We start from the raw sequence: 13,708 nt of genomic DNA, 5'->3' as shown, positions 1-13,708 counted from the left end.
AGGTTGGCGCCCTGAAGGATCAGGAACGACCCCAGCGTGATCAGGAACGACGGCAGCCCGGTACGTACGAGCAGGTAGCCGTTGAACGCGCCGATGGCCAGCGACACCGCCAACGCGACGACGACCCCGACCCAGACATTCATCGAGAGCTGGAAGCTCCACATGCTGGCCGTCAGGGCGGAGGTGGTGACCGCGACACCGGCGGACAGGTCGAACTCTCCGCCGATCATCAGCAGGGCCACCGGGAGGGCCATGATGCCCATGACGGAGGCCTCGTACAGCACGTTGGCCAGGGAGCCGGCCTCGCGGAAGGGTGAGGCGACCGCGAAGAAGAAGGCGTACACGGCGATCGCCGCGATGAGCGCGCCGATCTCGGGACGGGCGGCCAGCCTGCGGGCCAGGGACCGTTCCGAGGTGCGGCCGTCCTTGGGGGCGGCCGGCGGAGCCGGCGACGAGGAACTCGTCGCCGGTGCCGTTGCCTGGGTCATAGGGGTCACCGAGTGCCCTTCTCGGCGAACTTCGCGATGGCCTCGACGTTCGACTTGTCGACGAACGCGGGACCGGTCAGCACCGGCTCCTGGCCACCGCCACTGAAGTTGCCATTGGTCTTGTAGAGCCACAGGGAGTCCACCGACAGGTAGCCCTGCAGATACGGCTGCTGGTCCACGGCGAACTCGACGTCACCGCTCTTGATGGCGCTGACCATCTCCTTGTTCAGGTCGAAGGTCGCGACCTTGGCCTTGCTGTTGGACTCGGACACCGACTGCACCGCGGTGAGGGCGAACGGGGCACCGAGGGTGACCACGGTGTCGATCGACGTGTCCTGCTTGAGCTTGGCGCTGATCGTCGACTTCACGGCCGGCATGTTCGCGCCGTTCACGTACAGGTTCGTGGTCTTGCCCTTGAAGGTCTTCTTCACACCCGCGCAGCGCTGCTCCAGACCGACGTGGCCCTGGACCTGGATCACGCAGATGTTGTTCTCGGCGCCGGTCTCGTTGAGCTTCTCGCCGAACGCCTCACCGGCGACCAGCTCGTCCTGGCCGAAGAACTCCAGGAGGCCCTGGTCCTTCCACTGGTCCATGCCGGAGTTGAGGCCGACGACCGGGATGCCGGCCTTGCGCGCCTTGGCGATGACGTCCTTCATGGCGTCGGGCTTGGCCAGGGTGACCGCGATGCCGTCGACCTTCTGGTCGATCGCGTTCTGGACGAGGCTGGCCTGCGTCGACGCGTTCTCGTTGTTCGAGTAGATGAGCTTGACGTTGTCCTTGGCCGCGGCGGCCTCGGCGCCCTTGCGGATGATGTCCCAGAACGTGTCCCCGGGAGGCGCGTGGGTGACCATCGCGACCGTCATGCGGGGAGTGTCGGCCTTGCCGACAGCCGCGTCGCCCGTGTCCTCCTCGGCCTTCTTACCGCCGGAGCTGCTGGAACAGCCGGCGAGGACCAGAGCGGCCGCAGCGGCCACGGCCACTGCGGGGACGATTCTGCTGGAGCGGGGAAGGGATGTGCGGTTCATGTCGTGCACCTCACTGTGCATCTGGTTGGGAATGCGGAGCCGCGGCTGCTGGATGGGCCGGGGTGGTCGCGAGAACCTCGGTCAGGATCGCGGTTGGGGAGGGGAAACGGGCTGAACCCGGTTCGGCGGGTCTCTCAGGCGCCTCGCGGCACCTGAGGTCCGACCGCGTCCGGACACAGGCCCTCGATCCGGTCGACCTTGTGGTCCCCGGATTCGACCGTCACGGCCCTGTCGGGTGGAGAGCGTGCGGAGGCTTCGTGAACGTGGTTCGTAAGGCGATGCCGTGCCCGGTACCGGCATCCGGGGAGCCGTGGCGGCGGTCCGTGCCGTGGCCGAGCGCCTTGTGGGCGTCGACTGCGGCCGGGCGCCACGCGGGCACCCTGGTGTCATGCACGGCCGGGGCCGTACGGTAGCCGCCCGGGCGGGTGCGGTCGGCCATGCCGGCGTCGATGACGCCGATTCCGATCGACTGCTTCCTCACTGAAGGCTCCTCTCCGGCGCGCGAGACGCTGTGGCAGGGGAGTCGGAAAGCGCGATTCGTGGGGTGCCGCGCTTCCGAGCTGACTACGTTGGAACAACAGGACAATTTAAAGCGCTTTAAGTCCTGGTACTATCGGCTCGTTTCGCGAGCGTGTCAAGGGTGTTGCGCGGGAAGATTGCACCAGGGAGGTACCTGTGGATGACATCGATTCCGCGCGTGACCGGAACGGCACGGCCAGGCGTCCCCGGCTGGAGGACGTGGCCGCCAGGGTCGGGCTTTCCACGGCGTCGGTGTCCCTGGTCCTGCGTGGTGTGTCCGGCCCCAGCGAGCGGACCCGTCAGCGGGTCATGAAGGCCGCCGCCGACCTCGGCTATCAGGTGGACCGCAATGCGAGCCTGCTGGCCAGCAGGCGCAGCCGGCTCCTCGGTGTCATGGTCGACATCCACAGTCCCTTTCACGCCGAACTGGTCGAGTGTCTGCACACGGCCGCCGAGGCGGTGGGCTACGACCTCGTCCTCAGCACCCAGACCCGCAGCCGTGACGAGCACACTGCCGTCGAGACACTGCTTGCCTTCCGCAGCGAGGCTCTGATCCTGCTCGGCCCGACCGCCCCGGCCGACACACTGGCCGCCCTCGATCGCAAGTCCCCCGTCATCGCCGTCGGCCGCCGGATCGCCGACGCCGCCCTGGACGTCGTACGTTCGGCGGACGACGACGGAGTGGGCCAGATCGTCGCCCATCTGGTGGGCCTCGGCCACCGCGCGATCACGTACCTCGACGGCGGCAAGGGTGTCATCGCCACCGACCGGCGCCGCGGCTACCGGACCGCCATGCGCCGGCACGGCCTGGACGCGCACATATGGGTCCTGCACGGTGACCACACCGAGGCGGCCGGCGAACGTGCCGCCCGCAAGCTCCTCGACGGCGACGCCCTGCCCACCGCTGTCCTCACCTACAACGACCAGTCCGCCATCGGCGTCCTTGCCGCCCTCGCCCGAGCGGGCGTCTCCGTCCCGGGTGAGGTGTCCGTGGCCGGCTACGACGACGACACGCTCTCCCGGCTGAGCTGCTTCAACCTGACCACCGTCAGCCAGAACGCCGAGGAGCAGGCGCGGCACGCGGTCGCCGCCGCCGTCGAACGCCTCGACCACGGCCGTACCGAGCCCCGCGAGGTCGTACTCCCTCCGCACCTCGTCGTACGCGGCTCGACGGCCGAGCCTGCCTGACCGACTCCGAGGCCGTGCGCCGAAATCCCGTCGCGATACGTGTGGCGGGCTGTTAGCGTCGAAGTATGAGTTCCCTCCTTTACCTCTGACGGGCCCCTTGGCTCCGCACCGCACACCGCAGCTGAGGTGTCCGGAGCCGTGACGCAGCCCGCGGCCCGCCCTGTTCCGGGCCTGGCCGTCCGTCAGATCGAAGGCGCCCTCCCACCCTTCATGCACAGGGGTGACGTGTGCCTTCTTCCGGAGGAAGAACAACGTGACCACTCTCAACCTGCCTGCCCGCGATCGGGCCCAGCTGACCTGCACTGGCGTCCGCGTCGACCGCGGTGGCCGCACCGTCCTGCACCAGGTCGACATGAAGATCGCCCCGGGATCGCGCTGGGGCGTCGTCGGCGAGAACGGACGCGGCAAGTCGACCCTGCTGCACGTACTCGCCGGCGCCCTGGCACCCGACGAGGGGACCGTGCACCGCGTCGGCACGCCGGCCCTGGCCGAGCAGGAGATGCCGGCCGAGGACGAGCGGACGGTCGGCGACATCGTCGACGAGCACCTCGCCGACGCCCGCGCCGCCCTCCGGCAACTGGACGCCGCGGCGACGGCCCTCGCCGAAGCACGGCCCGGCGCCGAACAGGACTACACCGACGCCCTGGAAGCGGCACAGGCGCTGGACGCCTGGGACGCCGACCGCCGGGTCGACGTCGCCCTCGCGGGACTCGGCGCCGTCAGCGACCGCACCCGTCTCCTCGCCACCCTCTCCGTCGGTCAGCGCTACCGGATCCGGCTGGCCTGTCTGCTGGGCGCGGAGTACGACATCCTGCTGCTTGACGAGCCGACCAACCACCTCGACCTGGCGGGTCTTGAGTACCTCACCGCCAGGTTGCGCGCCCACTCCGGCGGTGTCGTCGTGGTCAGCCACGACCGGGCACTCCTGTCGGACGTGGCCACCACGATCCTCGACCTCGATCCCACCCGCGACGGCAGCCCGGGCGTCTACGGCGGCGGATACGCCGGTTACCGGGAGGGCCGCCAGGCCGAACTGACCCGTTGGGAGGCGGAGTACGAGCTGCAGCAGGCCGAACACACCCGGCTCGAGCAGGCCCTGTCCGACTCGCAGCACCGGCTCAGCACCGGCTGGCGCCCGGACAAGGGCACCGACAAGCACCAGCGAGCCACCCGCGCCGGTGCGCTGGTCCGTTCCGTCCACCGGCGCCAGGACGACCTGGAGCAGCACAAGGTCACCGCGCCCGTCCCGCCCCAGCGCTTCCGTCTGCCGGATCTGCCCGCCCGGCCCGGCGTCGTCCTGTTGCGCGCGGAGGAGGTGACCGTCGAGGGGCGGCTCCAGCGGCCGACCGGCCTGTCGCTGACATCCGGCGACCGGCTGGCCGTCACCGGACCGAACGGAGCGGGCAAGTCCACACTTCTGTCCGTCCTGGCCGGCCAACTCGCCCCCACCACAGGCACGTTGCACCGCTCGCGCAAGCTGCGTCTGCACCTGCTCGGACAGGAGTCGCCGCGAGCGACGCGCCGGCGGGCCCATGACCTCTACCACCAGCACACCGCACGACTGGTCAGCGCCGGTGTCCTCAAGGAGGACGAGGTGACAGGGCTCGGCGCACTGGGCCTGCTCAGCTCACACGACGCCAACAAGGCCGTCGCCGAGCTTTCCATGGGGCAGCAGCGCCGTCTCGACCTGGCCCTGGCTCTCGCCGCCCGCCCGCACGTCCTGCTGCTGGACGAGCCCACCAACCACTTGTCCATCGCTCTGGTCGACGAACTCACCGACGCTCTCCACAGCACCGAAGCGGCCATCGTCCTGGCCACCCACGACCGTCAGCTGCAACGCGACATCCACACCTGGCCGCACCTGTCGCTGACGCTCCCCGCCGAGGCTGTTCGCTGAGCCACCAGATGACCGGTTGCCGAGGACTTCCGCCCTGACTGAGGCAACGGCACGGCGCAGACCGGTCCTCGTGACCGGTCTGCGCCGACTCCTCGGTGGTACGTCGGTCGTACGTCAGACGCGGTCGGCCGCGATCAGCAGGTACTGGAAGCTGCCGTTCTTGTACGCGGTCAGGAAGGTGTCCTCGATGCCCGTGACCAGGTGGTCGGCCTGCTTGCGGAGTTCCCAGTAGGGGAGGGCGTCGGCGGTCAGGTCCTGTACATGGACGGGTACCAGCCGGTTCCGGGCCATCGCGCGGAAGTACTCCGACCGTGGGTGGATGTCGCAGATGTAGTGGGCGTTGATGAGGGACACCTCGCGGGAAGCCCGTCCGTACGCGTCGTTGTAGCAGCCGGTGATCGTCACGTAGCGTCCGCCGCGGCGCAGCAGCCGGGCGTGCTCGGCGAACAGCAGGTCCAGTTCCACGTACATGGTGGACTCGTTGTTCCAGGACGCCGCGTACGCGCCCGAGCGGAAGCCGGTGTCCAGCATGTTCCGGTGGTGATAGGCGACCTTGTCGTCGATGCCCCGCTTGCGGGCCTGCGCGTTGGCGAACTCGGCCTGCTTGGCGGAGATGGTGACCCCGTCGGCGTGGCAGTCGTACCGCAGGTTCGCCACCACACTGCCGCCGCCGCGTCCGCAGCCGGCGTCGAAGACGCGGTCGGCGGGGGAGAGGGGGCCGAGATGGCTGGAGAGGAGCACGGCCTGTTCCTGTTCCAGACGGTGCAGTTCGGCGGTGAGCCGTTCCCGGCGCCGGTCCGGGTCGGTCTCGTCGAGCACGGACCGGTCGGCGGCGCCGATGCCGTAGTGATGGTGGTAGAGGTCGTCGATCCTGCCGAGTTCGAGGTTGACCGGGTTCTCCTCGGCGTTCCAGTAGTCCGCGACGCGGGTCTGGTACGTGGACTGGGCCGGCACCGGGGCTGTCGTGGCGCGTGCGTGGGGGGCGGTGGTCAACGGTGACTCCTCGTGACGGTGCGTGTGACGATGTGTCAGTTCCGCGCGCTTCACCAGTAGTTGGGCAAGTGGTAGCGGTGGGTGTTGGTGGCGTGCCACTCGTGGTTGCCGGCCACCCAGTCGGACAGTCCTTGTGCGTAGCGCTCGACCAGGGGCGAGGTGGCGGACAGGAGCGCCGACTCCTCCTCGAACGAGGCCATGATCCTGTTGTGGATCTCGACCGCCTTGAGATAGGCGGCCTTCAGACCGCGCCGCTCGTTCGCGGCGATGACCTGGGGCAGATTCAGATGCGTCGGATCGCCGGCCAGCTCCTTGGTGAAGGAGTACAGGTCGTTGACGATCGTGGTGGCGTTGCACGCGAGAGCGGTGATCCGCTGGATCTCCGGCCGGGCGTACACAGCCTCGGGCAGTTCGTAGCCGTCCACGGCGTCGACGATCGACAGACAGGGCCGGAAGTTGTTGAACTGCCGCATCACCAGGTACTCCCACACCTTCGGCACGTACCGGGTCTCCGACCAGGCGGCCTCGGCGAGGTAGCCCAGATGCAGCCGGGCGATGTCGTGCACGAACCTGTCGGTCTGGCTGGGAGTGGCGAAGACGGCGTAGTCCCGCAGCGCGAAGTGGTACGAGCGCAGCGGCCCGTCGGTCCGTACGCCGCGGCGCCACTCCTCCTCCAGCTCGGGAGTGCCGTGGTACGGATCGAGCGCCGCCTGGGCCATGATCAGCCGGCCGCCCAGCCCGCGTGGTGAGCCGCCCTTGCCCTCGTCCTCCTCGCAGTAGAGGTTGTCGACGAGGTTCTCGGCGAGGAGCAACTTGCCTGCCGAGGTGAGGCGTTCGAGGTCGGCCGCGCCGGGATGCTGCAGGACGACGGCCCGGCCGAACTGGAAGCCCGAGAAGTCCCCCGTCCACGCCGCCGGGAACAGATCCAGCCCGTGCGCCCACTCCTCCAGCCTGCGGTCGACCTCGGCCGCCCTGCCCGGGTCGGCGGGGGCGACGGGCCGGTACCGCAGCCCGGGGATCGCCCCGCCCCGCCGGGGCTTGCGGGCGAGACTCGGCGGACCGGGCAGCCGCGACGGCGGACCGGAGGCCGGCGGTGCGCTCATTCCGCGGTCCGCCCGACCTGGACGTTCTCCAGGATCCCCGCGGCGTCGGGCACGAGGATGGCCATCGAGTAGTAGGCGGTGACGAGGTAGCTCATGATCGCGGTGGTGTCGATGCCCATGAACCGCACGTTCAGACCGGGCTCGAACTCCTCGGGAATGCCGGTCTGGTGCAGACCGACGACCCCCTGGTCCTTCTCTCCGGTGCGCAGCGCGATGATGCTGCTCGTGTGCTGCGGACTGATCGGGATCTTGCCGCACGGAAAGAACGGAACACCCCGCCAGGACGGCACCTCGTGGCCCTCGACGTTCACCGTGCCGGGCACCAGGCCACGCCGGTTGCACTGCCGGAAGAAGGCCGCGATCGCCTTCGGATGGGCCAGGAACAGCCGGGTCTTGCGGCGCATCGACAGCAGCTCGTCGAGATCGTCGGGTGTGGGGGCACCGGAGTACGTGCTGACGCGCTGGCCGTGGTCCACGTTGTGCAGCAGACCGAACTCGCGGTTGTTGACCAGCTCCCACTCCTGGCGCTCGCGGATCTCCTCGACGGTCAGGCGCAGTTGCTGCTCGGTCTGGTCCATCGGGTGGTTGTAGAGGTCGGCGACCCTGGTGTGGACGCGCAACACGGTCTGGGTCAGGGACAGTTCGTACTCGCGCGGGACGAGGTCGTAGTCGACGAAGCCGCCGGCGAGGACCGGCTCGCCCACATGGCCCGCCTGTACGGGGACATCTGCCTCGCCCTTCCGGTTCATGGGCTTGCTCTGCTGCTCCGCGAACGCGGCCAACTGGGCCGCGAGGGACGGGGTGCGGTCCACGAACTGCCTCAGGGAGTCCCAGTTGAGGGCGAGGACCACGCCCGGGGTCTCGGCCCGCACCGAGTTGAGCCACAGGGGGTCGTCCTGGCCGATCGCCTCGTCCCCCATTCCGTCGCCGTCCGTGATGACGCCGGTGACCTCCTCCTCGCCGTACTTTCCGGTGGTGTAGCGGGTGAACCGGCCGTGGACGACCAGATAGGCCTCCGTTACGGGCTGCCCGGCGTCGAAGATGATCTGGCCGGCGCGCACCTCCCGCACCCGGAACCGGGAGGAGATCTCCTTGAGGGCCGCGGTGTCCGAGTACCCGCGCAGGGCGGGCAGTTCGGTGAGAGTCTGGGGGATGACCTTGATGTCGTCCGCGCCGTTCTGTTCGAAGTGGACCCGGCCCCGGCCGACGCGGAGCTGGAGTCGCCGGTTCACCCGGTAGGTGCCGCCCTTGATGTCCACCCACGGCAGCATCTTGAGCAGCCATCGCGAGGTGATGGCCTGCATCTGTGGTTCGGACTTGGTGGTGGTGGCGAGCTGACGCGCGGCCTGGGTGCCGAGGCTGGTGAAGCGTTGCTCGTCGGTGGGCCCGGCGGCGCTTTCGGGGGAGCTTTCCGGGGCAGACACATTTCCTCCCAAGGCATGAGCGGACGTGAGGGGACGCGCACGAACATGGCTGAACAGGGTGGGTGTCGAGGGCATCGGGACTCGGTGTGGGTGCGGGTGGCTCAGACCTGACCCGCTGTCAGGGAGACCGGGTGGGGGGGAACGCCAGGACGGCACCCTCGTGATGGTCCGGCGTGTTGGTCCGGGCAACTTGGCAGCACGCGCTGCATGTCAAAGCCAAACAGCCCCGGCCGCCACTCGGGAACCGCGCGAAAGGGGCGTGTTCACGCCCCGGCGACGCCACTCCACGGCCCGAGGCAGCCCCTCGACGAGCACGCACTCCCACGCCGGTCGAGTGCGCCCTCCCACCGGCGCGGAGGGCGCACGAACGCCTCGAAGCCCCTACCGGTGGTTCAGGCAGGTGCGAGCCGCACGCCGCAGCGTGCGCCGAGCCAGTGGCCGTCGCGGACGACGAGGTGGCCCGACTGCATCACCCAGTGGATTCCGGTCGGTGTGCGCCGGGGATCGGCGTACGTCGCGGTGTCACCGACGGTTGCCGGGTCGAACGCCACCAGATCGGCGATCAGGCCGGGCACTCCGAAGACCTCGGCGGTCAGCCCGGTCATCTTGTGGACGGCCGTCGGCAGGTCCAGCACACCGCGCTCGCGCACATAGCGGCCCAGCACGCGCGGGAAGCTCCCGTAAAGCCGGGGATGCGGCTTGCCGCCCAGTGCGATGGCCAGGCCGTCGGTGCACACGCTGGTGCGCGGAGCACGCAGAACCGTCTCGACGTCCCGCTCGTCCATGGAGAAGTCGACCATGTGCACTTGGAGTTCCTCGGTACGCAACAGGTGCACGATCACCTCGAACGGTGCCATGTCCAGCGTGCCGGCGAGTTCGGCGAGCGTGGCGCCCTCATGGCGGTGGCTGCGGGTCGAGGAGACCATGATCCGGTCGTAGCCGTCCCCCGCCACGATGTTCTCCCAGCCGTGGTCTGCGGGGTCCTCGACCTCGGCTGGTGACAGCGTTCTTACCGGCACCCCAACTACCAGAGGGTCCGCCGAGATACGGCCGGAAGGGATAGCAGCGCGATCTTGAGTGGCTGACCCTCCTGTTCTTCTCGCCGGGGAGTGAGGAGGGGGACCGGGTCGCTGAGCGGACTGACTCCAACGAGCACCAGCTCACTCTGCTGCTGATGTTGAAGTCCTACCAGCGGATGGGGTGCTTCCCCAAGCGGGTTGAGATCCCGGACATGGTGGTCGACTTGGTCCGGCGGGCGGTGGATCTGCCCGAGGGCACGCTGCCGTTCTACGCCTCGGAGAAGACCGCGAAGAACCACCGGATGCTGGTGCGTCAGCGGGTCGGGGTGCGCTACGACGGCAAGTGGGCGCGTGAGCTGGCGTGGGAGGCGATCCGGTCGGAGGCTGCGTCGAAGAACAATCCGGCGGACCTGATCAACGTGGCGTTGGAGAAGCTGGTGGAGGCAGGTCTTGAGCTGCCGGCGTTCTCCACCCCGGACCACATGGCCTCCACGGTGCGTGCGGAGGTGAACGCCGGGATCTGCGCCGGCATCTGGGAGCGCACGGGCGAGGACCGGCGCGCGGGTCTGCTGCGGCTGCTGGACGTCGAGGTCCTGGTGCCGGGTGCGAAATCGCCGTTCAACCGGCTTAAGCAGCACGCCCAGCGGGCGACCTGGTCACACTTCAAACGTTTGAGATCCGCATAGGAAGGCCGAGGTTATCGAGGACGGCACACCATCTCTGGCCTTGACGGCTTCCGCTGCCCCACGGGGATTTCCGCCGGCCAGGGCGTCGAGGACAGCTACCAGCGGTTCCAGTGGCTGAAATTACTGTCATCGGCCCGCGGGGCCGCCTTGAAGTCGGTGCCGATCGTGTAGGCGATGGGGGTCAGCGCGACTTGGACGGTGTTGTCGAACGGGAGGCCGAGCAGGTCGGCCATTTCGCGCTCATAGGTGAGGTGAGCGACGGTCCACGCCGTTCCTAGACCTCGTTCCCGCGCGGCGAGCATGAAACTCCAGGCCGCAGGAATAACCGAGCCCCAGTTGTGCGCCTGCCCGCGGATCGAGTTGAGTTCCGCGCGACGGGCGACCCGCACCACCGGGATCATCAGCACCGGCACCTCGTGCAGATGCTCGACCAAGTGGCCGAGGCTGCCCCGAATCCGTCCCCACTCCGACGAGGCGAAGCTCATCCGGGTCGGCAGCGGAGCGGAGCTGTGCTCGTCGGGAGCGCCGGCCATGAGCCCGGCACGCCAGATGTCGGCCGCCTTCGCCTTCGTCTCTGGATCGTCGATGAAGATGAAGTCCCACTGCTGCTGGTTGCGGCCGGTCGGTGCCTGGGTGGCGACCTTCACGGCTTCCTGGATCAGCTCCCGCGGAACGGGTCGGGTCAGGTCGAGGCGCCTGCGAACCGCGCGCGTAGTGGTGAGGACCTCATCGGCAGTGAGCCCGAGGGCTTGGTTGGACGGATTGCTGTTATTCACCTTGTTGCTCCTGGTCGTCATTAACGGATAAGGGTCCTGCGGATAAGGGTTCCGCGGTGGCTAAGGCGCCTTCCGCGTGACGGGCAGCGCCGCGTCGAGCAGGGCGGCTGCCGCATCGCGCGCGGCACGCACCACCGCGGGGTCGTGGTCCATCTGAAGAGACTGCGCGGCCCCGTCCCACAAGGCATGCAGTTGCATCGCCAATGTCGACGGGTCAGATGCGCCCGCCTCTGCCGCCAGGCCGGCGAAGGTCTTGTGGACCCACCTGCGATAGTCCAAGGCGGCGGTGTCCACGCTGACCGGGTGCGACTCGGCAGCGGCGCGGGCGAAGGCACATCCGCGATATGTGCTGTCGGCGGAGAACTCGGCTTGAACGTCGAATAGCGCGAGTAGCCTTGCCCGTGGGGCTCGACGGCGTGCGATAGCGCGTTGGAAGCGCTCCCTCATGGCATCGTGCCGATCCTGTAGGTAGGCGGCGACGAGCTCGTCCTTGGAGCCGAAGGCGTCGTACAAACTGGCCTTCGCCACCCCTGCCCGTTCGAGGAGCCGACCGATGCCGACGCTTCGGATCCCCTCCTGGTAGAACAGGTCCGCTGCGGCGGCGAGGAGCCGCTCGCGAGGTGTACCTTCCGTGTCAATCTGCATTTGACTCAACCTTCCCTGTGGCACGCACGACCGTCACCAAGGCGGCAGCGCCGAGAATCGCCAACACTATGGCCAAGCCCGCCGCCACCCGGGTGAGCGTTATACCTCCTGTCCGCCCAGGCGCGGCGCCGGGACCTCGAGCGACGTGGCCGCGTGGAGGCTACGGGATGCCAACTTTCTCTCCTTCAGACAGACCGGTCTGTTTGAAACGAAGTTAACAACAGACAGACCGGTCTGTCCAACTGGAGCGGTTCCCTTCCTGCGTGGAGGGCATGACCCAGGTAAGCCCAAAAGGGGCTATGGGATGATCTTGAAGGTCTGAAGGCCCGCTCAACGGCATTGTGTCGCCGGATGCCTTGGTGGTTCCAGTATCACCGTTGGTTGCTAGATGTCCCGAGTATGTCGCTTCCGTCCGGCGGCGAGATCCGGGACGGTGAGGATGCCCTGCGGGCGCGTGGCACCCGCGTTCCTTGTCGGGCGTTGAGGCATGTGGGGCATTCGGGATGACGTCGATCGAGCGGACCGCGTACCCGCGGTTCAAGCGGCTGATCACCGCACACGAGCTGCATCCGTTCTTCTCGCCGAGCCGCGAGGAGGTGCAGTGGGCGGCGGACGGCACCGACTCCAATGGGCATCTGCTCGCGTTGGTGCTGGCGTTGAAGTCGTACCAGCGCATGGGGAGTTTCCCGAAGCTGGATGGGATACCGGACATGGTGGTCGACTTCGTGCGCCGCATGGCGGACCTGCCGGAAGGGACCCTGCCGGAATACGCGGCGGAGAACCACCGTGCGATGGTGCGGCGGCGCCTGGAGGTGAAGTACGACCAGGCCAAGGCCGGAAGGTCGCCGAGGCGGCGATCAGGGTGGAGGCCGCGTCGAAGAACCGTCCGGCGGACCTGATCAACGTCGCGCTGGAGAAGGTGGTGGAGGCCGGGCTGGAACTGCCGGCGTTCTCCACGTTGGACGCGATGTCGTCGAAGGTCAACGTCCCCCGCTCCACCGTCTACGGGCACCTCGACCGTGAGAAGGCCGTGCCCCGCCAGCCGAAGAAGACCGCTGCGGTGAAGCCCTGAAAGCTACGGCGAGTTACTTGCTCGCCCCGCTATCCCTTCCGGCCGTATCTCGGCTGGCTCCCTACCAGTGGGTTACTTGCTCCCCGGTGTCTGGGCTAGGGCTTCGGGGCCAACCAGCAGCGGCACCCGGCGACAGCTGACCCCAGAGGCGGATCGCTACTTTGCGGCTGGTGTCTGAGCTAGGACACCGGGGCCTACCTGGAGGCCGAGGATGCCTTGCCGGCGGTCCTCGTCGACCGACTGCCCCGGCACGGGTCGAGTACGCGAGGATCCGCTGACGGGGTTCCTCGACGGCGGTTGCGCCGCCGACGGCCGCGGCGACGGCGTCGGCCAGCGCGAAGAGGTCGCCGAGAACGGCGCCGCTTGCGGCCATCGGCAGCGAGGTCCCCCCTGCCCGGGCGCGGCCGAGTGGATGGGAGAGGGCGCCGATCGCCGAGGCCGGCAGCAGATGCACCTGGTGCCAGGCGGTGTCCCCGTCCACGGACAGCAGCGCCAGCCCAGCGGACTCCGCCTCCGCGAGCGGCCCGTCCGGGCCGCGGACGACGAGCCCGCTCATCCCCGCCTCCGCCGCGGCCCGCACCAGCGGCCCCGCCGCGGCCCCGGGCACGCCGACCGCGAGGAGCAGCGCCCCGGGCACCCGGGGGAACGGGGCATGGGCGTCGTACAGCAGCGTCCCGGTGACGGGCACGGCGAGTCCGGCCGGCGCGGTGTGCAGGCGTACGGAGGAACCGCCGACGGCGTCCAGCAGGTCGCCGAGGGCGCAGGAGTCCATGGGTGCTTCCCTCGCGTTTCCGTCGCTTATGGGTCGGCCGGTAGGGGTTGGCCGATCTCCTCATGGACGTACGACTCGTGTTGTCCTGATGCACAACGCGA

The 13,708-nt window shown here is 68.8% G+C and carries 15 protein-coding genes; 5 read left to right on the top strand and 10 right to left on the bottom strand.

The genetic code is table 11. The features are described 5' to 3' along the window. From ACH4YP_RS37675 to ACH4YP_RS37665, 3 genes are all read right to left on the bottom strand, one after another. Positions 1–488 (bottom strand): ABC transporter permease (locus ACH4YP_RS37675; RefSeq protein WP_398495450.1); only part of this gene is annotated, 488 nt, incomplete at its 3' end. Positions 489–493: 5 nt separating this feature from the next. After that, on the bottom strand, positions 494–1,513 hold the full coding sequence (locus tag ACH4YP_RS37670) for a sugar ABC transporter substrate-binding protein (protein WP_361066623.1): 1,020 nt from the start codon (positions 1,511–1,513) through the stop codon (positions 494–496). Positions 1,514–1,733: 220 nt separating this feature from the next. Further along, positions 1,734–1,994 carry a hypothetical protein gene (locus tag ACH4YP_RS37665; RefSeq protein ID WP_398495448.1) on the bottom strand — a complete coding sequence of 87 codons (261 nt, stop codon included), beginning with the start codon at positions 1,992–1,994 and terminating at the stop codon, positions 1,734–1,736. A 203-nt stretch (positions 1,995–2,197) separates the two neighbouring features. Here ACH4YP_RS37665 and ACH4YP_RS37660 point away from each other — a divergent pair, with 203 nt between their 5' ends. Both ACH4YP_RS37660 and ACH4YP_RS37655 read left to right on the top strand, forming a co-directional pair. After that, the gene (locus tag ACH4YP_RS37660; protein WP_398495463.1) at positions 2,198–3,220 is read left to right on the top strand and encodes a LacI family DNA-binding transcriptional regulator; all 1,023 of its coding nucleotides are present in this window, start codon (positions 2,198–2,200) and stop codon (positions 3,218–3,220) included. Between the two features lie 253 nt (positions 3,221–3,473). After that, on the top strand, positions 3,474–5,117 hold the full coding sequence (locus tag ACH4YP_RS37655; RefSeq protein WP_398495446.1) for an ATP-binding cassette domain-containing protein: 1,644 nt from the start codon (positions 3,474–3,476) through the stop codon (positions 5,115–5,117). Between the two features lie 114 nt (positions 5,118–5,231). Here the strand turns inward: ACH4YP_RS37655 and ACH4YP_RS37650 are convergent, their stop codons facing one another. The 4 genes from ACH4YP_RS37650 to ACH4YP_RS37635 form a co-directional block, all read right to left on the bottom strand. Then, complete coding sequence (locus tag ACH4YP_RS37650) at positions 5,232–6,110, bottom strand: geranyl diphosphate 2-C-methyltransferase (protein WP_398495445.1); 879 nt, start codon at positions 6,108–6,110, stop codon at positions 5,232–5,234. 50 nt (positions 6,111–6,160) lie between these two features. Continuing rightward, positions 6,161–7,213 (bottom strand): family 2 encapsulin nanocompartment cargo protein terpene cyclase, encoded by a 1,053-nt coding sequence (locus ACH4YP_RS37645; protein WP_398495443.1) that lies wholly within the window; start codon positions 7,211–7,213, stop codon positions 6,161–6,163. Then, positions 7,210–8,637, bottom strand: coding sequence for a family 2B encapsulin nanocompartment shell protein (locus ACH4YP_RS37640; protein WP_398495441.1), 1,428 nt, complete (start codon positions 8,635–8,637; stop codon positions 7,210–7,212). The genes ACH4YP_RS37645 and ACH4YP_RS37640 overlap by 4 nt, the downstream gene beginning before the upstream one ends. Before the next feature lie 392 nt (positions 8,638–9,029). Next, positions 9,030–9,656 carry a hypothetical protein gene (locus ACH4YP_RS37635; protein ID WP_398495439.1) on the bottom strand — a complete coding sequence of 209 codons (627 nt, stop codon included), beginning with the start codon at positions 9,654–9,656 and terminating at the stop codon, positions 9,030–9,032. Between the two features lie 62 nt (positions 9,657–9,718). Here ACH4YP_RS37635 and ACH4YP_RS37630 point away from each other — a divergent pair, with 62 nt between their 5' ends. After that, a complete protein-coding gene (locus ACH4YP_RS37630) occupies positions 9,719–10,342 on the top strand; it encodes a DUF4158 domain-containing protein (protein WP_398495461.1) in 624 nt (207 codons plus the stop codon). Between the two features lie 95 nt (positions 10,343–10,437). Here the strand turns inward: ACH4YP_RS37630 and ACH4YP_RS37625 are convergent, their stop codons facing one another. Further along, positions 10,438–11,118: a nitroreductase family protein gene (locus tag ACH4YP_RS37625; RefSeq protein ID WP_361066644.1), complete on the bottom strand. Its 681-nt coding sequence runs from the start codon at positions 11,116–11,118 to the stop codon at positions 10,438–10,440. A gap of 60 nt (positions 11,119–11,178) precedes the next feature. After that, positions 11,179–11,763 (bottom strand): helix-turn-helix domain-containing protein, encoded by a 585-nt coding sequence (locus ACH4YP_RS37620; protein ID WP_361066647.1) that lies wholly within the window; start codon positions 11,761–11,763, stop codon positions 11,179–11,181. Between the two features lie 503 nt (positions 11,764–12,266). Here ACH4YP_RS37620 and ACH4YP_RS37615 point away from each other — a divergent pair. Continuing rightward, positions 12,267–12,662, top strand: a complete 396-nt coding sequence (locus ACH4YP_RS37615) for a DUF4158 domain-containing protein (RefSeq protein WP_361066650.1) — start codon at positions 12,267–12,269, stop codon at positions 12,660–12,662. Continuing rightward, positions 12,626–12,835: a hypothetical protein gene (locus ACH4YP_RS37610; protein WP_361066653.1), complete on the top strand. Its 210-nt coding sequence runs from the start codon at positions 12,626–12,628 to the stop codon at positions 12,833–12,835. The genes ACH4YP_RS37615 and ACH4YP_RS37610 overlap by 37 nt, the downstream gene beginning before the upstream one ends. A gap of 61 nt (positions 12,836–12,896) precedes the next feature. On the opposite strand, the gene ACH4YP_RS37605 is transcribed toward ACH4YP_RS37610, so the two are convergent. Then, positions 12,897–13,607, bottom strand: a complete 711-nt coding sequence (locus ACH4YP_RS37605; RefSeq protein WP_361066656.1) for a hypothetical protein — start codon at positions 13,605–13,607, stop codon at positions 12,897–12,899. Positions 13,608–13,708: the final 101 nt, after the last annotated feature.

This window comes from Streptomyces sp. NPDC020747 (genome assembly GCF_044334695.1).
In the GTDB taxonomy this organism is placed as follows: Bacteria; Actinomycetota; Actinomycetes; order Streptomycetales; family Streptomycetaceae; genus Streptomyces.
This window is presented reverse-complemented; position numbering and strand designations above follow the sequence as displayed.

What these genes read in the sequence shown, in the direction of transcription:
- ACH4YP_RS37670 (WP_361066623.1), bottom strand. Translation starts at nt 1,513, where the DNA reads ATGAACCGCACATCCCTTCCCCGCTCCAGCAGAATCGTCCCCGCAGTG.
- ACH4YP_RS37645 (WP_398495443.1), bottom strand. Translation starts at nt 7,213, where the DNA reads ATGAGCGCACCGCCGGCCTCCGGTCCGCCGTCGCGGCTGCCCGGTCCG.
- ACH4YP_RS37620 (WP_361066647.1), bottom strand. Translation starts at nt 11,763, where the DNA reads ATGCAGATTGACACGGAAGGTACACCTCGCGAGCGGCTCCTCGCCGCC.
- ACH4YP_RS37615 (WP_361066650.1), top strand. Translation starts at nt 12,267, where the DNA reads ATGACGTCGATCGAGCGGACCGCGTACCCGCGGTTCAAGCGGCTGATC.
- ACH4YP_RS37605 (WP_361066656.1), bottom strand. Translation starts at nt 13,607, where the DNA reads ATGGACTCCTGCGCCCTCGGCGACCTGCTGGACGCCGTCGGCGGTTCC.